Here is an 18,692-nt window from a genome sequence, read left to right as displayed (position 1 = left end):
GTAGAGCGTGCCCAGCTGGCCGCCACCGACCAACCCCGGTGACCGCCGCTCCGGCGGCACCGGCCCGGCGGGGTCGACCGGAGCCGACTTCCAGCCGGGCGGGTACCCGCCCGTCCCTCCCGGCGGCGCGTCCGCTCCGGGAGGCCCGGTCCACGGCGCGCCGTCCGGTCCGCGGCCTACCGGCGACCGCCAGCCCGGTCGGTACGACGGCGGCCCCGACCTGGGCACGCTCTACAGCACCGGCACCGACGGCCCGGGCTTCGCCACGGTCTCCTTCCCGACCAACCCGATCGAGAACTCCGACTCGTTGACCGGGCACATCCTGGCCCAGGGCTGGGCGGAGACGCCGTCCGACCAGCGCTCCAGCACGACCCGGGTGGTGGTCGTCCTGGCCGCCTCGCTCGGCCTGCTGGTGGCGATCAGCGTGCTGGTCGTCCTGCTGGCGAACGACGCGATGGACGGGCTGATGGGCAACGTCCTGAGCAACTGACCCAGCACGCCGGCGGCCAGGGGTGAGCCCGCCCACTACCGATCAGCGGTCGGGTGGCGGCTTCCCGTGGCCGCCGTACACTTGTGGAGATCACTGACCCGGCGCGCGCCCTGCGCGCCCATGGGCGATCTTGCGGGCGATCCCGGCGGCGTTAGCTGCGGCAGGCCATCGCGAAGATGCGCCCCGCTCGAAAGGCATTTCTTGACCACCTCTGCTGATCCCAGCACGTCCACCTCCCTCCTTCAGCCCGCCGCCGAGCCGGCCGCCCCGGTGCCGGCCACCGCGCCGGAACCCACCGACTTCGCCGCGCTTGGCCTGCCCCAGCCGCTGGTCCGCGCGCTGGCCCGGCAGGGCATCACCGCGCCCTTCGAGATCCAGCGCGCCACCGTGCCGGACGCGCTCGCCGGCCGGGACGTCCTCGGCCGCGGCCAGACCGGCTCCGGCAAGACCCTGGCCTTCGGGCTGCCGCTGCTGGCCCGGGTGGCCGGCGGTGAGCGGGCCCGGCCGCTGCGCCCCCGGGCGCTGGTCCTGGTGCCGACCCGGGAACTCGCCATGCAGGTCAACGACGCTCTGCTGCCGCTCGGCAAGGCCGTCGGCGTGTTCCTGAAGACCGCCGTCGGCGGGGTGCCGTACGACCGGCAGATCGACGCCCTGCGGCGCGGGGTGGAGATTGTGGTGGCCACCCCGGGCCGGCTGGGCGACCTGATCGACCGGGGCGTCTGCCACCTGGACGACGTGGCGACCACCGTCCTCGACGAGGCCGACCAGATGGCCGACATGGGCTTCCTGCCCGAGGTCACCGAACTGCTGGCGAAGACCCCGGCCGGGACGCAGCGGCTGCTCTTCTCGGCCACTTTGGACGGGGACGTCGACGCGCTGGTCAAGCGGTTCATGACCGACCCGGTCACCCACTCCACCGCCCCGCCGACGGCTGCGGTGTCCACCATGGACCACCACATGCTGCTGATCCCGCCGCACGACAAGTTCCCGGTGACGGCGTCGATCGCGGCCCGGGAGGGCCGGACCATGGTCTTCGCTCGTACCCAGCTCGGCGTCGACCGGCTGGTCGAGCAGCTGGCCACCGTCGGCGTACGGGCTGGTGGGCTGCACGGGGGCAAGACCCAGCGGATGCGTACCCGCACGCTGGCCGAGTTCCGGGAGGGCCGGATGAACGTCCTGGTCGCCACGGACGTGGCGGCCCGAGGCATCCACGTGGACGGGGTCTCGCTGGTGCTGCACGTCGACCCGCCGAAGGACCCCAAGGACTACCTACACCGCGCCGGGCGTACCGCCCGGGCCGGGGAGTCGGGCGCGGTGGCCACCCTGGTGTTGCCGAAGCAGCGCCGGACCACCCTCGCCATGCTGGAGAAGGCCGGCGTCGAGCCGGCCCAGACCCGGGTGCGGGCCGGTGACCCGGCGCTGGCCGAGCTGACCGGCGCCCGCGAGCCCAGCGGCGTGCCGGTGCGCAACGAGCCGGAGGAACCGCGCCGGCACAGCGACCGCCCGGGCGGCCCACGCCGCTACGGCGACCGGCCGCAGGGCGAACGGCGCTACGGCGACCGGCCCACCGACGGCCGCGGCTACGGCGACCGGCCGCAGGGCGAACGGCGCTACGGCGACCGACCCCAGGGCGAACGCCGCTACGGCGACCGGCCAGGCGACGGCCGTGCCTTCGGCGCCCGCAGCTTCGAGGACCGGGGCGAACGGCGCTACACCGACCGACCGCAGGGCGAACGCCGCTACACCGACCGACCGCAGGGCGAACGCCGCTACGGCGACCGCCCCACCGACGGCCGCGGCTACGGCGACCGCGACGCGGGCGAACGGCGCTACACCGACCGACCGCAAGGCGAGCGCCGCTACGGCGACCGGGGCGGGTTCCGGCCGGAGGGCCGGGGCCGGGACGACCGGCCGCGCGACGACCGGCGGGGCTACGGCGGCCGACCGGCGGCGCGTACCCACTGAACGGTCGAGGGACCGTGAACGCCGCCGCGGAGCTCCGGCTCCGCGGCGGCGTCTCCGCATGCCCTGCCGGCGTGCTCCGGGTCGCGTAACGTCCGGCTCATGTCGACCATGCCGAAGTCGCTCTTCTGGACCCGGACGGACACCGCCGGCGCCGAGCACGCCCTCGTCGACGACGGCCAGGGACTGGCCGCGCGGGGCAGCCAGCTGGCCGTCGACCCGATCCCGTACACCTGCCGCTACCAGCTGGCCACCGATCCGGAGTGGGCCACCGTCCGGTGCGAGGTCGAGGCCGAGGGGTCCGGCTGGCTGCGCAGCGTACGGCTGGAACGGGCCGCGGACCGGTGGCGGGTGACCACCACCGAGCAGGGTGACCTGGACGCGGCCCTGACCGCCGCCGGGCACCCGCCGGTCGGGCTGCCCGGCACCGACGACCCGGACCGGCTGGCCGCCGCCCTCGACGTCGACCTGGGCGGGTCCGCGCTTTTCAACGCCCTGCCGGTACGCCGGCTCGGGCTGCCCGCGGCGCCGGCCGACGTCCCGCACCGGATCGTGGTGGCGTGGGTGCTGGTGCCCAGCCTGGTGGTGGTGCCCGCCGAGCAGGTCTACACCCCGCTCGGCCCCGGCGGGGTGCGATTCACCAGCGACACCTTCACCGCCGACATCGACCTCGACGCCGACAGGTACGTACGCCGCTACCCCGGCCTGGCCGAGCGGATCGACCCGCGCTGACCGGCCGGCACGGCGCCGCCGACGTCGGCCGGCGGAGGCAGACGCGGCGGCTCAGGCCGGCCAGGCCCCGGTGGTCAGGAAGCGCTCGACGGTGGCCAGGTGCGGGGTCAGGTCGAGGCCCTGGGCGGCCACCCAGGCGTCGGCGTAGTAGGTGTCGGCGTACCGGTCGCCCGCGTCGCAGATCAGGGTCACCACCGAGCCGGTGCGGCCCTCGGCGAGCATGCCGGCGATCAGCCCGAACGCGCCCCACAGGTTGGTGCCGGTCGAGCCGCCCACCCGTCGGCCGAGCACGGCCGAACCGGCCCGCATCGCGGCCAGCGAGGCGGCGTCGGGGACCTGGACCATCCGGTCCACCACCGAGGGCAGGAAGGACGCCTCCACACTCGGCCGGCCGATCCCCTCGATCCGGGAGCCCCGGCCGGTGCGTACCGACCAGTCGGCCGCCTGCCAGGCGGGGTAGAACGCGGAGTTCTCCGGGTCGACCACGCAGAGCTTGGTGGGCAGCCGGCGGTAGCGGGCGTAGCGGCCGATGGTGGCGCTGGTGCCGCCGGTGCCGGCGCCCACCACGATCCAGGCCGGCACGGGGTGCCGCTCCAGGGCGAGCTGCGCGTAGATCGACTCGGCGATGTTGTTGTTGCCCCGCCAGTCGGTGGCCCGCTCGGCGTAGGTGAACTGGTCCATGAAGTGCCCGCCGGAGTCCTCGGCGAGCCAGCGGGCCTCGACGACCACCTTCGCCGGGTCCTCCACCAGGTGGCACCGGCCGCCCTGGAACTCGATCTTCGCGATCTTCTCCGGGGACGTGGAGGCCGGCATCACCGCGATGAACGGCAACCCGAGCATCCGCGCGAAGTACGCCTCGCTGACGGCGGTCGACCCGGAGGACGCCTCGACGATGGTGGTCTCCGGCCCGATCCAGCCGTTGCAGAGCCCGTAGAGGAAGAGCGATCGGGCCAGCCGGTGTTTCAGCGAGCCGGTGGGGTGCACCGACTCGTCCTTGAGATAGAGGTCGATGCCCCACGCCCGGGGCAGCGGGAACGGCAGCAGGTGGGTGTCGGCGGACCGGTTGGCGTCCGCCTCAACGGTGGCGATCGCCTCGGTCACCCACCGCCGGCTGGCCTCGTCGCACCGGTCGAGATGAGTCACGCCGGAAACGTAGCAAGTCCGGTCAGCGCGGGTCGCGGCCACGTCGGCGCTGGCGGCGCTGACCGGCCCGGCCGGCCGCGAGGATCAGCGGGGTGAGCCGCAGCGCCGCGCCGGGCAGCGCGTCGAAGAGCCGGACCTGCGCGCCGCGCCAGCGCGGGACGCTGACCACCGCGCGCGGCCGCCGGGCCAGCCGGGCGGCCCGCCGGGCCACCCGTTCGGGGCTGAGCAGCGTCCCGGTGAAGGAGGCCGCCGCGGCCGGTTCGTCGAGCTTGTCGTGCAGCATCGGCGTCCAGATCCCGTCCGGGCACAGGCACGACACGTGTACGTCGCGATGGCCGGCCAGGCGCAGGTCGGCCTGGATGCCGATGCTGAAGGCGACCAGGGCGTGCTTGCTGGCCGCGTAGACGGTCTCGCCGGGGGCGGCCACCAACCCGGCCAGCGAGACGACGTTGAGCACGTGCCCGTGCCCCTGGGGCCGCATCACCGCCAGCGCGGCGAGGGTGCCGTTCATCGCGCCCAGCGCGTTCACCTCGATCACCCGCCGCCGGGTCGCCGCGTCGTGCTCCCAGGCGGGGCCGGTGACCAGGATGCCGGCGTTGTTCACCCAGAGGCCGAGCCCGTGCCGACCGGCGGCCTCGGCGGCCACCGCGGCGCAGGCGGCCTCGTCGCGCACGTCCAGCGGCCGGGACCAGCCGCCGAACGGGCCGGCGGCGGTGGCGACCGCCTCGGCGTCGACGTCGGTGAGGAGCACCGGCCAGCCGTCGGCGTGCAGCGCGGCGGCGACCGCCCGGCCGAGGCCCCCCGCGGCCCCGGTCACCACGGCCGCTCCGGGCGCCGGCTTGGTCATCGGCGCACGCTACCGCCGGGGCGGACGGCGCACCAGACCCGGCCGAGCGAGCGGCTCATCCGGCCGGCCCGTGGTCAGGTGAACGGTGGGGCGACCGGCTGGGGGCGGTTCTCCCACTTGGTGGAGAGGGCGATGCTGGTGCGGGTGGAGGCCACCCCGGGGGTCCGGTTCAGCCGTACGATCAGCTGCTCCAGCTCCGCGATGGTGCCGACCCGCGCCTTCAGCAGGAAGGACTCGACGCCGGCCATGAAGTAGCAGGACTCGATCTCCGGCATCCGCCGGAACGCCTCCAGCACGTCGTCGGTGTCGCCGCCGGAATCCTCCACGATGCCGATCAGGGCGGTGACGCCGAGCCCGACCGCCTCCGGCTCGACCTCCGCCCGGTACGCCCGGATGACGCCGCTCGCCTCCAGCTTGCCGACCCGCTCGTGCACGGCCGGCGCGGAGAGACCGACCTGCCGGGCCAGTTCGGCGTACGACAGGCGGGCGTTGCCGCGCAGCAGCTCCAGGAGGCTCAGGTCGATGGCGTCCACGGACTGTAGACCCTAGTCGCCCGGGCGTAACGTCGGGCGTCCGGTGCGCGTTGTGCATGACAGCAGGTAACAGTTCGCATACTTACTGTCAAGGGAGCGCGCCGCCGGTACCATTTACTAACTTCCCACTCAGCACTTTTTTCGCGTTTGGCGGACAGCACAGGTCGCTGGTGCTGTAATTGCCATACGTCCCTCATGACGGCTCTGGGCTCGCACCGGCCGGGGGCAGTGTGTTCAGCCGGGGGCTTCGTCGACGCGAGGAGGGGGCTGTGGACACTGGAGATCGCCTGCTGACACCGGGTGAGGTCGCCGCGCTGTTTCGGGTTGACCCGAAGACTGTGACGAGATGGGCGGCGGCGGGCCGGATCGGCAGCATCCGGACTCCAGGAGGGCATCGCCGGTTTCGGGAATCCGAGGTGCGGGCCCTGCTTGAGGGGGAGGGCATGCTGGACGAGGCGGAGGACGTGGGCAGACCGCGCAACACCGGCCCGACCGCCTCGACCGGGCCCGGCCCGGCCAACGCCGGCATGTACTGAGTGGGTGCGGAGGAGACGCGGGCCGGACACAGGTCCGGTCCGCGTTCGGTATCGAGTGGCGGAAGACAATCGGCGGGGGCGCCGCAAGCGGCCGCGCCGAGCGGCGGCCCAGGGTTACTCCCGCGCCGCGCCCAGCTCGCCTGACCAGCGCCGGAACAGTGTGTGCGGCACGCCGAGCGCGTCCAGCACCTTGCCGGCCACGAAGTCCACGAGCTGCGCGGCGGAGGCCGCCGCTCCCGCGCCGTAGAAGCCGGGACTGGCCGGCAGCACGACCGCACCGGCGTCGTGCAGCGCGATCAGGTGCTCCAGGTGGCTGCGGGTCACCGGCGTCTCCCGGGGCACCACGACTACCGGCCGACGCTCCTTGAGATTGACCTCGGCGGCCCGTTGCAGCAGGTCCTTGGAGAGCCCGATGGCGATGCCGGCGCAGGCCGCCGTGCTCGCGGGAACCACCGCCATCCCGCGTACCCGGTAGGAGCCGCTGCTCGGGCCGGCCGCGAGGTCACCGGCGGACCAGTGCCGCACGTCTGCGCCGGTCAGGTCCCGACCCAGCCAGGCGGCCAGGTCCTCGGCCCAGTGGGCGTCCCGGAACGGTCGGCCGGTCTCGTCCAGCACGGTGAGCCGGGCGGCCCGGGAGACGATCAGGTCCACCGGCTCACCGGCGTCGAGCAGCGCCCGCACGACGGCCGCCGCGTACGGCGTGCCGGACGCCCCGGAGACTCCGACCACCCATGGTTCGCGCATGCCACCAGACTGCCTGGTCGCCACCGCCCGGCGCCGGCCACCCCGGGCGTCCGCGAAGTCCGTCCGGCGGTTGTCCCCACGGGCGCGTTGCCCGGGCGGGGGCGCGCGTTTCCCGGCGACCTGCCATGCTGCCGGAGGCGATTCGCGCGGTCGCAGATCGCACGGGAGGAAGCGGTGCTGACCGGTAGTGTCCTCGAGTCATTACGGTCCGCGTGCCCCATCCCACCCCGGCTCTCGCCGCACGCCGACCGGGTGCAGCGGTGGCTGGGCGAGGAGCTGCTGCCCGGGCTCGGCCTGCCGCTGGACGGGGCCGCCCGGAATCGGCTGGCCGCCGCGGGTTTCGCTCGGTACGCCGGCCGGCTCTACCCGGACGCCGGCGAGGCCGACCTTCGGGTGGTGACCGCCCTGTTCACCTGGTTCTTCCTGGTGGACGACGCCTGCGACGGGCCGGGTCGGCTGGGCACCGAGCAGATCCGGGCCCTGCGTGCCGCCGCGGTGACCATGCTGACCAGCGGCCCGCGGGTCCGCCACGCCGGCCTGACCGGGCCGCTGCGGCGGCTGCTGCTGCGGGCCTGGCGGGAGCCCTGGCGCCGGATGCCGGCCCGCTGGCGGGCGCGGATGGCCGAGGCCGTCGCCCACCACCTCGACGGCACCTGGCAGGAGGCGGTCAACAAGGCCGCCGGCCGGCGCCCCGGCGTCGCCGAGTACGTCGAACTGCGCCGGGCGACCTCCGCCGCGTACGTGTCGTATCCCCTGGTGGAGTTCGTCACCGGGCGCCCGCTGCCCGACCCGGTCTACCGCCACCCGCTGCTGCGCCGGATCGCCGACACCGGCAACGACCTGCTCTCCTGGTACAACGATCTGGCGTCGCTGGAACGGGACCAGGCCACCTCGGGCGGGCACAACCTGGTGCTGGCGGTGGCCGCCGAGCGGCGGGTCCCGGTGGAGACGGCCGTCGAGCTGGTGGCCGACCGGTGGCGGGAGTCGATGCGGCACTTCGTCGAGTTCCGCGCGGCGGTGCCGTCGTTCGGGCCGACGCTGGACGAGGCGGTCACCGACCATCTCGAGGCGGTGGCGAACGCGGTGCGCGGCACCGTGGAGTGGACGCTGGAGAGCGCCCGCTACCCCGGTGCCCGGCCCGAGCCGGCCACCGCCAGCCGGATCAGGGGCCCAGGTTGAGCCGGATCACCAGGTCGAGCAGGGCGAAGGCGAAGAGCGCGATGCCGACGAACCCGTTGGCGGTGAAGAACGCCCGGTTCACCTTGCTCAGGTCGGCCGGGGTCACCACCAGGTGCTGGTAGCCGAATGCGACCGCGGTGAGCGCCAGCCCGATCCACCAGAGCCAGCCGAAGCCGACCAGCCCGCCGAAGCAGATGAACAGCGCGAAGGTCACCACGTGCGCGGCGGTGGAGGCGTGCAGCGCGAAGCGCAGCCCGTAGCGGGCGGGCACGCTGTGCACGCCGATCTGCCGGTCCACCTCGGCGTCCTGGCAGGCGTAGATCAGGTCGAAACCGCCGATCCAGAGGCCGACGGCGGCGCCGAGCAGCCAGGCCGGCCACGACCCGGCGAAGGTGCCGGTAACCGCGAGCCAGGCGCCGACCGGGCCGACCGCCTGGGCCACCGCGAGGATGGCGTGCGGCCAGTTGGTGAACCGCTTGCCGTACGGGTAGACCACCAGCGGCACCACCGCGAGCGGGGCGAGGGCCAGGCAGAGCGGGTTGAGCAGGGCGGCGGCGGCCAGGAAGACCGCCAGGGCGACCGCCGCGCCGGTCCAGGCCGTGCGCACGCTCACCGCCCCGGTCACCAGCTCTCGGTTGGCGGTACGCGGATTCCGCGCGTCGATCCGCCGGTCCAGGATGCGGTTGGCGGCCATCGCGAACGTCCGCGCCCCGACCATGGCCACGGTGATCAGCAGCAGGTCACCCCACCGCACCCGCCCGCCGTCGACCCGCATCGCGGTCAGCGCCGACAGGTACGCGAACGGCAGCGCGAACACCGAGTGCTCGATCGCGACGAGGTCGAGGAACGCCCGCACCCTCCCCCGCGGTCGGGCCCGTGCCGGACCGGCCGGAGCGGAGGACGGGGACGAGTCGGGGGCCGACACGGCAAGATCGTGGGGGTCCGTGGAGGCGGCCATCAGATCCCGTACTCCTTCCAGCGCTTGTCGACCAGCGCGACCATTTCGGGGGACATGCTCATCTCCTCGGGCCAGCCGCGGGTGTAGCCCTCGGCGGGCAGCTTGCGGGTGGCGTCGATGCCCGCCTTGCCGCCCCAGAACTGCTGGTACGAGGCGTGGTCGAGGTGGTCCACCGGGCCCTCGGTGAGCAGCAGGTCCCGGGCGTAGTCGACGTTGCCGAAGGCGCGGAAGGCGACCTCGGCGTAGTCGTGCACGTCGCAGTCCTCGTCGACGATCACGATCAGCTTGGTCAGCGACATCAGGTGCGCGCCCCAGATGGCGTTCATCACCTTCTGCGCGTGCTTCGGGTAGCGCTTGCGGATGGACACGATCGCGCAGTTGTGGAAGACCCCGGCGGCCGGCAGGTCGTAGTCGACGATGTCCGGGATCAGCAGCTTGAGCAGCGGCTGGAAGATCCGCTCGGTGGCCTTGCCCAGGCCGTGGTCCTCCTGTGGGGGCTTGGAGGTGACGATCGAGTGGTAGACCGGGTCCCGCTGCATAGTCATGGTCTCGACGTGCAGCACCGGGAACGGCTCGACCGGGGTGTAGAAGCCGGTGTGGTCGCCGAACGGCCCCTCCGGTAGCCGCTCGCCGGGCTCCAGGTAGCCCTCCAGCACCACCTGCGCGTGCGCCGGCACCTGCAACGGCACGCTGAGGCAGTCGACCATCTCCACCCGCTCGCCGCGCAGGAACCCGGCAAACAGATACTCGTCGATGTCACCGGGGAGTGGGGCGGACGCGGCGTAGCTGACCACCGGGTCGCAGCCGATCGCCACCGCGACCGGCAGCCGCTGGCCCAGCCGCTCGGCCACCGCGTGGTGGGCGGTGGAGTCCTTGTGGATCTGCCAGTGCATGCCGAGGGTGTTGCGGCTGTGCTGCTGGAGCCGGTAGAGCCCGAGGTTGCGCTTGCCGGTCTCCGGGTGCTTGGTGTGGGTGAGCCCGAAGTTGTGGAAGATCCCGCCGTCCCCCGGCCAGACCTGCAGGCCCGGCAGCCGGCCCAGGTCGACGTCGTCGCCCCGGTATACCACCTGCTGGCAGGGGGCGGTTCTGACCTTGCGCGGCGGCACCGACTTGAGCTGAATGACCTTGCCCAGCCCTTCGCGGATGCCGGACCAGCCGACCGGCAGCTCGGGCTTGACCAGCGCGCCGATCCGGTCGCCGATCTCATCCAGCGACTCGACGCCGAGCGCCATCGCCATCCGCTTCTCGGTGCCGAACAGGTTGATCGCCACCGGCATCTCACCCCGGGTCGGCTGTTCGAAGAGCAGGGCCGGGCCGCCGGCCCGGACCGTCCGGGTGACGATCTCGCTGATCTCCAGCGTGGGGTCGACCGGGACGGTGATCCGTCGCAGCTCACCGGCGCGCTCCAGCGCCGCGAGGAAGTCCTTGAGGTCGGTGTACGGGAAGCCACGAGCCGCCATGGCAGTCAGTCTCCCGCACCGGCGTCCCGGTCGCCCCAGCCGGGTGGCGGATGTCGCCGGCGGGGTGTGCGCTCCACCACAACAGCTGCCGATGGGGGCGGATGTGTCGGTGTCCGGCGGCACCATGCGTGGGCTGTCGCAGGGAGCGAAGGGGGCCGCGGAGTTCGCGGACATCTCGGTCGTGCAGACCCCGGAGACGTTGCGGCGGTTCCGCGACGAGATCCTGGCCCCGATCTCGCCGACACCGCGGCGATGGCCCGTATCCGGCAGCGGTGGACGCTCCTCGACCGGGTCGCCGCCGAACTCTGAGGACCGGGCCGCGACTGTCAGCCGGCCGGCTCCCACGCGTGGGCGGCCAGCGGCGGGTCGAGCGGTGCGCCGGTGAGCCGGTTGGCGAAGGTGGAGATGGTGTACGTGCCGACGCCGAGCACCACGTCCAGGGCGTGCCGCGGCTGGTAACCGGCGTCGAGGAAGGCGCGCAGCGCGTCCTCGGGCACCGCGCCCCGATGGTCGAGCACGGCCAGGGTGAACGTCCGCAGCGCCTCCAGCCGGGCGTCCGGCAGCGGCGTACCGGCGCGAAGCGCGTGGATCAGTTCGGCGTCGACCCCGAGCCGGGTCAGCGCGGCGGTGTGCAGCGCCACGCAGACGTGGCACTCGTTGCGGGTGCCGACGGTCAGCACGACCACCTCACGCCGCACGGGGTCGAGGCTGCTGGCCTCGAAGGCGGCGTTGGCGGCGAGGAAGCCGGTGAGCAGCTCCGGGGACTCGGCCATCAGGGCCACCGCGGCGGGCAGGTGGCCGAACCTGCGGCGTACCACCTCGACGGTCGGGCGGGCGGCGGCAGGGACGGTGTCGGGGGTGTGGCGGATGAAGACGGACATGGGTGACCTGCTTTCGGGGCGGGCGGCCGGAGCGCCGGTACGCCGGCGGGACCGACGTGGCGTAGGATCGTCAACGTGGTTGACCAAATAGTAAACGCGGTTGACAAACATGGCAACGGCTGAGTCCGACCGGCCCGGCTTCCTGCTGCCCCTGCTCCTGCTGGCCGGCTTCCGTACGCTCATCGACGACCTGCACGCGGAGCTCGCCCGGCAGGGGCACCCGGAGCTGCGACCGCTGCACGGCTTCGTGCTCCAGGCGGTCGGCTCCGACGGCACCACCGCCACCGAACTGGGCCAGCGGCTCGGCATCTCCAAGCAGGCGGCCGGCAAGACGGTGGACCGGCTGGTCGCCCTCGGCTACCTGGACCGCGCCGACGACCCCCGCGACGCCCGGCGCAAGCTGGTCCGGATGACCCCGCGCGGCCTGGACGGGCTGCGCCGCTCCGCGGTCGTCTTCGACCAGCTCCGGCAGCGTTGGGCGGACACCCTCGGCCCCGAGCGGGTCGCCGCGATCGAGGACGACCTGCGGGCCGTCACCCCCGCCAACTGGTTCCGTCTGGACGTGCCGGGCTGGTTCGGCGGCTGACCCGACCGCGAACCCGGAACCTCGCTGCGGGAGAGACAGGAGGTCAGTCGGGCAGGCCGCCGTAGGAGTGCAGACCCTCGAAGAAGATGTTGACGCCGAACAGGTTCATCAGCACGGTGAGGAAGCCGACCACGGCGAGCCAGGTCGCGACGTTCCGCTTCACGCTCGGGGTGGCCCGGGCGTGCAGGTAGCCGGCGTAGACCACCCAGGAGATGAACGCCCAGGTCTCCTTCGGGTCCCAGCCCCAGGGCCGGCCCCAGGCCGCCTCGGCCCAGATCGCCCCGGCGATCACCGCGAAGGTGAAGATCGGAAACGCGAAGGCGTGCAGCACGAAGGTCAGCCGCTCCAGGGCGGCCGCCGTCGGCATCCGCTTCGCCAGGGTGTACGGGAAGCTCCGCCGGCCCTGCTCGTAGCCGGCCCGCATCAGGTACGCCACGGCCGGCACGACGCCGAGCAGGAGGATGCCGGAGCTGAACACGATCGTCGACACGTGGATGACGAACCAGTACGAGTTGAGTGCCGGCACCAGCGGCACCACCGGCACGTAGAGCACCAGCTCGGCGGTGGCCACCAGCAGCACCATCACCAGGCTGAGGAAGAGCCCGAGGCGGCGCAGCGACGGCCGCTTCACCAGCACCACCAGCCAGGCGGCGACGCCGATCCAGGAGACCGTGAGTACGAACTCGTACATGTTGCCCCAGGGCATCCGGTCGGCGGCGACGCCGCGCGCGACCAGCGCCCCGAGGTGCAGCAGCGCCGCGAGCGCGGTGGCGGCGACGGCGATCCGGCCGCCCAGCCGGGCCCGCCGGGCCGTCCGCTCGGCCGCCGTTGGGCCGGGGGGCGCCGCCGGGACCACGGCGGGCGCCAGCGGAGGCAGGCCGCCGGCCGTGCCGACGCCGGCGCCGACCAGCTCGCGGACGGGCGCGGCGGCGACCCGGGCACGGGCGTTGCCGAGCGCGTACTCGACCGCGTGGCTGATCATCGCGACCAGGTACGCCAGGATCGCGAACGTCACCAGCTGGTCGGAGAGTGCGGACATCACTCGGCTCCTTCTCGCGCGCCGGAGCGGTCGCCGTCGTCGCGGCCCGCGCCGGCCCGCTCGTCCGGCCGCCCGTCGCCACTGACCGCGGCGACGAGCTGCCCGAACTCGTCGGCGAACCCGGGATGGTCGGTGCGCGGCAGGCCACCGGCCTCCACCAAACTACTACCGCCCGTCGGAGATCCACCCCCGGGGTCGACGGAACCGGCCGGCAGGACCCGGAAGAAGACCCGCCGCCGCCGGCCGAAGAGCGAGCCCATCAGCCCGACCAGCAGCACCGCGGAGCTGACCAGCAGCAGCGTCGAGCCGGGGTCGTACCGCACCGACAGGGTGATGTACGGCTTGGTGCCCAGGAACTCGACGGTGGTGCCGTCGTCCAGGGTCCAGGCCTCGCCCACCTTGAGCAGCCGGGTGCCGACCTCCTTGACCTTGCCGGCGCGTACCTGCCGCTGGTCCAACTCGTACACCGAGCCGGGGATCCCGGCGTCCAGCCCCAGGTTCCCCCGGTACGCGACCAGGTTGACCGCGGGGTTGCGCTCGGTCGGGTACTCCGAGCGGACGTACGGCGGGGCGTCCGGGGCGGTGGGCAGGTAGAGGCCGGTGAAGGCCATCTGGAGGTTCGGGTCCCGGGCGCCGGTCGCCGGGTCGACGTTGGCGTCCGGGAAGGCCGCCAGCCCTTCGCTGGTGAGTCCGACGTCGCCGGTGGTCAGGAACGGCACAGCGCTGGTCTGGCTGCGGCCGAACCGGTCGGTGTAGCGGATCACCGGGGCATAGCCGTGGCCGAGCAGGTAGACGTTCGCGCCGTCCAGGCGCAGCGGTGAGTTGACCGAGAACTCGGCGGGGCGTGGCGCGCCGCCCGCCTCGTCGACGGTCACCCGAGCGTTGAAGAACTCAGGCTGGCCGGTCTCCAGGAACCGGGCCTGGAAGTCGTCCAGCCGCAGGCAGAAGGCGGGCAGGTCCTCGCTGCCGACCCGGGGGCCGAGCTTCGCCTCGGCGTACTGCTGCCGCGTGTTGCAGAACGCGTTCTCCTCGCCGGCGACCAGCAGCCGGTTGCCGCTCCAGCCGTACCACGAGCCGAGCGCGACGCCGACCAGCAGCACCACCATCGAGGTGTGGAAGAGCAGATTGCCGGTCTCCTTGAGGTAACCCTTCTCGGCGGAGACCTCGTCGCCACGGACCACCACCCGCCAGCGGCGGCGGCGCAGCACCTCGGCGACCGCCGCGGCGCCGCCGGCCGGCGCCGCGAACACCGCGTGCTGCGGCAGCCGGTCCAGCCGCTTCGGCGCGGCCGGGGGCCGCGAACGCAGGGCGCGGACGTGGTCGCGCAGCCGCGGGGTGATGCAGCCGATCAGCGAGGTGAACAGCAGCAGGTAGATCGCGGAGAACCAGACCGAGCCGAACGCCTCGAAGGCGCCGATCCGGTCCAGCACCGGGGCCAGGTCGGGGTGGGCGGTGAAGTAGTCGCGGACGTCCTCCGGGTTGACCCCGCGCTGCGGCAGCACCGAGCCGGGGATGGCCGCGACGGCGAGCAGGAAGAGCAGCACCAGCGCGGTGCGCATGCTGGTCAGCTGCCGCCAGGAGTTGCGCAGCAGGGCCAGCACCCGGTGGGGACGACGCCGGGGCGCCTCGGCCGGGGTGGCCGGCCGATCGTCCACGACGGTCATCAGATGCTCACCTCGCCCACCCCGACGGTGGTCTGCAACCAGATCACGAAGTTCGTCCACCCACCGGTGATCAGCGCGAGGCCGATCAGGATCAGCAGGACGCCGCCGAGCCGGGTGACCCAGCGGCTGTTGCGCCGCACGGCGCGGAAGACCCCGAGCAGGCGGTGGAAGCCCAGCCCGAAGACGACGAACGGCACCCCCAGCCCCAGGCAGTACGCCACGGCGAGCACCACCGCCCGGTCGGTCTGCCCGCCGGCGGTGGCCATGCCGAGCACCGCGCCGAGCGTCGGGCCGGTGCAGGGCAGCCAGCTCAGTGCGAAGACCGCGCCGAGGACAGGCGCGCCGAGCAGCCCGGCGGCGGGCAGCCGCTGGATGCGGAACTCGCGCTGCAACCCCGGGACCAGACCCACGTAGCTCAACCCGAGCAGCACGACCAGCACCCCGATGACGATCTCCAGCGTGCGCTCGTGGTCGAAGAAGACCCGGCCGAACCCGGCGAAGAGGATCGCGGTGGCGGTGAAGACGAACGTGAAGCCGGCGATGAAGAGCAGCGTCCCGGCGAGCACCCGGCCCTTGACCCGGGCCCGGACCCGGGCCGCCGGCCGGGTGGCGACCGCGACCCCGCCGCCGGCCGGCTCCCCGCCTGCCCCGTCCGCCGGCGAACCGGACGCCGGGGCGGCGCCGGCCCGGCCCTCCAGGTCCGCGCCGGCCAGCCCGGTCACGTACGACAGGTAGCCGGGCATCAGCGGCAGCACGCACGGGGAGAGGAAACTGATCAGCCCGGCCAGCGCCGCCGCGCCGATGGCGAGCAGCAGCGGGCCGGACTCGGCGAGCTGGCGGAACGTCTCACCCATCAGCGGGAACCGTCGGACGCGGGCTGCTCCGCGGCGATCCGCTCGACGATGGGTTGCAGGCCCTCCCGCTTCACCGCCGCCCGGATCACCGCGGCGATCCGGCCGTCCCGGTCCAGCACGACGGTGGCCGGGATGGTGTTCGGCGGGATGTCCAGCGCCAGTGCGAGCCGGCTCGCCGGATCGAACAGGCTGGGGTAGCTGACCCGGCCCTCCTCGAAGGCGATCGCCTTGTCCTTGCTGTCCTGCACGTTGATGCCGAGGAAGGTCACCCCGGAAGCCTTGGTCGCCTGGTAGGTCGCCTCCAGGTCGTCGGCCTCGGCCCGGCAGGGCGCGCACCAGGAGCCCCAGAAGTTGACCACGACGACCTGGCCGCGCGCGGTCGCCACGTCGTAGCTGCCGCCGGCGAGCAGCTCACCGGCGATCTTCGGCGGTGCGGAGCGCCGGTCGGGCGCGCACTCGATGATGCCGTCCCGGTTGTCGCAGGTCTCCTCCGCGCTCGTCGACGAGCAGGCGGCCAGCGCCACCGTGGCGACGGTGGCGAGCAGGCCGGCGGTCCACCTCCGGGTGTTCATCAGGCCCCCTTGGCCGTCCGGGCGGTCGGCGAGATGGCGATCAGGTGCGCGGCCGGCTCGGAGTAGCCGATACCGACCACCTTGGCCCCGTCGAAATGGAACGAGGTGAGGCTGGCCAGGCCGCACTGCCGCCGGCGGGGGTCGTGCCAGAGCCGCTTGCGCTCGACGTACCGGCGCAGGGTCCAGATCGGCAGCTGGTGCGAGACCAGCACCGCCTCCCGCCCCTCGGCGGCGACCCGGGCGGCGTGCAGGGCGGCGAACATCCGCTCCGCGATCGCCCGGTACGCCTCACCCCAGGACGGGGTGACCGGGTCGCGCAGCACCCACCAGTTGCGCGGGTCGCGGAACGACCCGTCACCCGGGGAGACCTTCTTGCCCTCGAACCAGTTGGCGCTCTCGATGAGCCGCTCGTCCACCCCAACGGGCAGGCCGAACTGCGCGGCGATCGGCTCGGCGGTCTGCTGGGCGCGCTCCAGCGGGCTGGCCACCACGTGCACGATCTTCCGGTCGGCCAGCCCCTGCGCGGCGGCCTTGGCCATCTGCACGCCGAGTTCGGAGAGGCGGAAGCCGGGCAGCCGGCCGTAAAGGATGCCCTCCGGGTTGTAGACCTCGCCGTGCCGCAGCACATGGACCACCGTCGTACTCACGCTCGCTACCCCCCGTGACCTGCCGCTGCCGCTGCCCGCGCCGCGGTCGGCAGGGCCGCGGCGATCTGCTCCAGGGCGGCGTCGTCCAGCGCCGCCGACACGAACCACGACTCGAACGCGCTCGGCGGCAGGTAGACGCCCGCCGCGAGCATCGCGTGGAAGAACGCCTTGAACGCCGGCACCTGCTGGGTGCGCGCGCTGTCGTAGTCGACCACGTCGGCATCGGTGAAGAAGATCGAGAACATGCTGCCCGCGTACGACAGCCGGTGCGGGACCCCGGCGGCGGCCAGCGCGTCGGACGCCAGCTTGCCCACGGCGGAGGCCGTGTCGTCCAGCCTGCGGTAGAGGGCGTCGTCGGCCAGCCGCAGCGTGGCCAGGCCGGCGGCGCAGGCGAGGGGGTTACCGGAGAGGGTGCCGGCCTGGTAGACCGGGCCGGCCGGGGCGAGTCGCGCCATGATCTCCGCGCGCCCGCCGAACGCCGCGGCGGGCAGTCCACCCCCCATGACCTTGCCGTACGTCCACAGGTCGGCGTTGCAGGCGTCGAGGCCGTGCCACCCGGAGCGGGAGACCCGGAACCCGGTCATTACCTCGTCGACGATGAGCAGCGCCCCGTGCGCGTGGGCGATCCGGGCCAGCTGCTGGTTGAACCCCTCGCGCGGAGCGACGACACCCATGTTGCCGGCGGCGGCCTCGGTGATCACCGCGGCGATGTGCGACCCCTCGGCGGCGAAGACCTGCTCCACCGCGGCGATGTCGTTGTACGGCAGCACCAGCGTCTCGCTGGCGGCGGCGCCGGTGACGCCCGGCGAGTCTGGCAGGCCGAGGGTGGCGACGCCCGAGCCGGCGGCGGCGAGCAGCGCGTCGACGTGGCCGTGGTAGCAGCCTGCGAACTTCACGATCTTGGAGCGGCCGGTGAAGCCGCGAGCCAGCCGGATCGCCGACATGGTTGCCTCGGTGCCCGAGTTGACCAGCCGGAGCTGCTCGACCGGGGTCCGCTCGACGATCTCGGCGGCCAGCTCGACCTCACCCGGCGTCGGCGCACCGAAGCTGGTGCCCAGGGCGGCGGCGGCCCGTACGGCCTCAACCACCGCGGGGTGTGCGTGCCCGAGGATCAGCGGGCCCCAGGAGCAGACCAGGTCGACGTAGCGCCGGCCGTCGGCGTCGTAGAGCCAGGGCCCCTCCCCCCGGACCATGAAGCGCGGGGTGCCGCCGACGGCGCGGAAGGCGCGCACAGGGGAGTTCACCCCGCCCGGCACGATGGCGCGGGCGCGGTCGAACAGGGCCGCTGAGGCCGGCGCGTCGGCCGGGTAAGGGCCGGATCCGGCGGGAAACATATCGGTCACGATGCCGCCATTGTGTCAGCGCCGGGCAGCGAATCGGCAGGCACCCCGGACCCGGGTTACCAGTCTCACCCGACCACTCCCCGAATCTCACCGGGGCGCGGGGGCGGGGACGCGCCGCCCTCGATCGGGTCGCCTCGCCTCGGCAGGCCCGGTCGACCGGATCGCGCTAGGCTGACCCGGTGGATCGTGCCGAACTGTCCATCACGCTACACCGGTCGAGCGACGAAGCCGTGCTGCGCCTCGCCGGTGAGATCGACATGCTCACGGCCGCCCAGCTGTCGACCGTCGTCAACGAGGTGCTCACCGATCCCCCGCCGCGGATCGTGCTCGACCTCGGCGGGGTCACCTTCTGCGACTCGCAGGGCCTGGGCACCCTGGTCGTGCTCAGCCGCAAGGCCAGCCACTCGCAGAGCCTGCTGGTCCTGACCAACGTCGGCGACTTCCTGCTCCGCGTCCTGGACATCACCGGCCTGCGCAGCGCCCTGATGATCCGCAACGACCAAACCACCCCCTGACCCCCGC

Annotated in this window: 20 protein-coding genes; 7 read left to right on the top strand and 13 right to left on the bottom strand. The window is 73.6% G+C overall.

From position 1 onward, the window contains the following. Positions 1–7 precede the first annotated feature (7 nt). The 3 genes from C1I99_RS34030 to C1I99_RS17015 all read left to right on the top strand — a co-directional run bounded on the left by C1I99_RS34030 (position 8) and on the right by C1I99_RS17015 (position 3,184). The gene (locus C1I99_RS34030; protein ID WP_233512559.1) at positions 8–490 is read left to right on the top strand and encodes a hypothetical protein; all 483 of its coding nucleotides are present in this window, start codon (positions 8–10) and stop codon (positions 488–490) included. A 201-nt stretch (positions 491–691) separates the two neighbouring features. Continuing rightward, positions 692–2,455 carry a DEAD/DEAH box helicase gene (locus tag C1I99_RS17020; RefSeq protein ID WP_438941419.1) on the top strand — a complete coding sequence of 588 codons (1,764 nt, stop codon included), beginning with the start codon at positions 692–694 and terminating at the stop codon, positions 2,453–2,455. 99 nt (positions 2,456–2,554) lie between these two features. Then, the gene (locus C1I99_RS17015) at positions 2,555–3,184 is read left to right on the top strand and encodes a putative glycolipid-binding domain-containing protein (protein ID WP_438941418.1); all 630 of its coding nucleotides are present in this window, start codon (positions 2,555–2,557) and stop codon (positions 3,182–3,184) included. A 51-nt stretch (positions 3,185–3,235) separates the two neighbouring features. Here C1I99_RS17015 and cds1 read toward each other — a convergent pair whose 3' ends face one another. The 3 genes from cds1 to C1I99_RS17000 all read right to left on the bottom strand — a co-directional run bounded on the left by cds1 (position 3,236) and on the right by C1I99_RS17000 (position 5,707). Beyond that, positions 3,236–4,327 carry an L-cysteine desulfhydrase Cds1 gene (cds1, locus tag C1I99_RS17010; protein ID WP_111135203.1) on the bottom strand — a complete coding sequence of 364 codons (1,092 nt, stop codon included), beginning with the start codon at positions 4,325–4,327 and terminating at the stop codon, positions 3,236–3,238. Between the two features lie 22 nt (positions 4,328–4,349). Next, positions 4,350–5,174 (bottom strand): SDR family oxidoreductase, encoded by an 825-nt coding sequence (locus tag C1I99_RS17005; RefSeq protein WP_111135200.1) that lies wholly within the window; start codon positions 5,172–5,174, stop codon positions 4,350–4,352. A gap of 74 nt (positions 5,175–5,248) precedes the next feature. After that, the gene (locus tag C1I99_RS17000) at positions 5,249–5,707 is read right to left on the bottom strand and encodes an Lrp/AsnC family transcriptional regulator (protein WP_111135199.1); all 459 of its coding nucleotides are present in this window, start codon (positions 5,705–5,707) and stop codon (positions 5,249–5,251) included. A 269-nt stretch (positions 5,708–5,976) separates the two neighbouring features. Here C1I99_RS17000 and C1I99_RS16995 point away from each other — a divergent pair, with 269 nt between their 5' ends. Next, a complete protein-coding gene (locus C1I99_RS16995; RefSeq protein WP_111135198.1) occupies positions 5,977–6,243 on the top strand; it encodes a BldC family transcriptional regulator in 267 nt (88 codons plus the stop codon). Between the two features lie 114 nt (positions 6,244–6,357). On the opposite strand, the gene C1I99_RS16990 is transcribed toward C1I99_RS16995, so the two are convergent. Next, positions 6,358–6,987 carry a UbiX family flavin prenyltransferase gene (locus C1I99_RS16990; RefSeq protein WP_111135197.1) on the bottom strand — a complete coding sequence of 210 codons (630 nt, stop codon included), beginning with the start codon at positions 6,985–6,987 and terminating at the stop codon, positions 6,358–6,360. A gap of 252 nt (positions 6,988–7,239) precedes the next feature. Between C1I99_RS16990 and C1I99_RS16985 the strand changes: the two genes are divergently transcribed. Further along, positions 7,240–8,166 (top strand): terpene synthase family protein, encoded by a 927-nt coding sequence (locus C1I99_RS16985; protein WP_233512558.1) that lies wholly within the window; start codon positions 7,240–7,242, stop codon positions 8,164–8,166. On the opposite strand, the gene mqnP is transcribed toward C1I99_RS16985, so the two are convergent. The 3 genes from mqnP to C1I99_RS16970 all read right to left on the bottom strand — a co-directional run bounded on the left by mqnP (position 8,150) and on the right by C1I99_RS16970 (position 11,465). Next, positions 8,150–9,124: a menaquinone biosynthesis prenyltransferase MqnP gene (gene mqnP, locus C1I99_RS16980; protein WP_111135196.1), complete on the bottom strand. Its 975-nt coding sequence runs from the start codon at positions 9,122–9,124 to the stop codon at positions 8,150–8,152. The genes C1I99_RS16985 and mqnP overlap by 17 nt on opposite strands. Next, positions 9,124–10,584, bottom strand: a complete 1,461-nt coding sequence (locus C1I99_RS16975; RefSeq protein WP_111135195.1) for a menaquinone biosynthesis decarboxylase — start codon at positions 10,582–10,584, stop codon at positions 9,124–9,126. The genes mqnP and C1I99_RS16975 overlap by 1 nt, the downstream gene beginning before the upstream one ends. A 326-nt stretch (positions 10,585–10,910) precedes the next feature. Further along, complete coding sequence (locus C1I99_RS16970) at positions 10,911–11,465, bottom strand: carboxymuconolactone decarboxylase family protein (protein WP_111135194.1); 555 nt, start codon at positions 11,463–11,465, stop codon at positions 10,911–10,913. 109 nt (positions 11,466–11,574) lie between these two features. On the opposite strand from C1I99_RS16970, the gene C1I99_RS16965 reads away from it, so the two are divergent. Next, positions 11,575–12,051, top strand: coding sequence for a MarR family winged helix-turn-helix transcriptional regulator (locus tag C1I99_RS16965; RefSeq protein ID WP_111135193.1), 477 nt, complete (start codon positions 11,575–11,577; stop codon positions 12,049–12,051). Positions 12,052–12,094: 43 nt separating this feature from the next. Here C1I99_RS16965 and ccsB read toward each other — a convergent pair whose 3' ends face one another. From ccsB to hemL, 6 genes are read right to left on the bottom strand one after another with little or no spacing between them, the layout of a single operon-like run. Next, entirely contained in the window at positions 12,095–13,090 is a 996-nt protein-coding gene (ccsB, locus tag C1I99_RS16960) for a c-type cytochrome biogenesis protein CcsB (protein WP_111135192.1), read from the bottom strand. Continuing rightward, on the bottom strand, positions 13,090–14,754 hold the full coding sequence (gene resB, locus C1I99_RS16955) for a cytochrome c biogenesis protein ResB (protein WP_111135191.1): 1,665 nt from the start codon (positions 14,752–14,754) through the stop codon (positions 13,090–13,092). Before resB ends, ccsB begins: the two co-directional genes overlap by 1 nt. Next, positions 14,754–15,608, bottom strand: coding sequence for a cytochrome c biogenesis CcdA family protein (locus C1I99_RS16950; RefSeq protein WP_111135190.1), 855 nt, complete (start codon positions 15,606–15,608; stop codon positions 14,754–14,756). Before C1I99_RS16950 ends, resB begins: the two co-directional genes overlap by 1 nt. Then, positions 15,608–16,180 (bottom strand): TlpA family protein disulfide reductase, encoded by a 573-nt coding sequence (locus C1I99_RS16945; RefSeq protein WP_111135189.1) that lies wholly within the window; start codon positions 16,178–16,180, stop codon positions 15,608–15,610. The genes C1I99_RS16950 and C1I99_RS16945 overlap by 1 nt, the downstream gene beginning before the upstream one ends. Then, positions 16,180–16,827, bottom strand: coding sequence for a histidine phosphatase family protein (locus C1I99_RS16940; protein ID WP_111135188.1), 648 nt, complete (start codon positions 16,825–16,827; stop codon positions 16,180–16,182). The genes C1I99_RS16945 and C1I99_RS16940 overlap by 1 nt, the downstream gene beginning before the upstream one ends. Before the next feature lie 5 nt (positions 16,828–16,832). Then, positions 16,833–18,170 (bottom strand): glutamate-1-semialdehyde 2,1-aminomutase, encoded by a 1,338-nt coding sequence (hemL, locus tag C1I99_RS16935; RefSeq protein WP_111135187.1) that lies wholly within the window; start codon positions 18,168–18,170, stop codon positions 16,833–16,835. A 179-nt stretch (positions 18,171–18,349) separates the two neighbouring features. On the opposite strand from hemL, the gene C1I99_RS16930 reads away from it, so the two are divergent. Beyond that, entirely contained in the window at positions 18,350–18,685 is a 336-nt protein-coding gene (locus C1I99_RS16930) for an STAS domain-containing protein (RefSeq protein WP_111135186.1), read from the top strand. The last annotated feature ends 7 nt before the right edge of the window (positions 18,686–18,692 follow it).

It is taken from the genome of Micromonospora deserti (assembly GCF_003236335.1).
Classification (GTDB): Bacteria; Actinomycetota; Actinomycetes; order Mycobacteriales; family Micromonosporaceae; genus Micromonospora; species Micromonospora deserti.
This window is presented reverse-complemented; position numbering and strand designations above follow the sequence as displayed.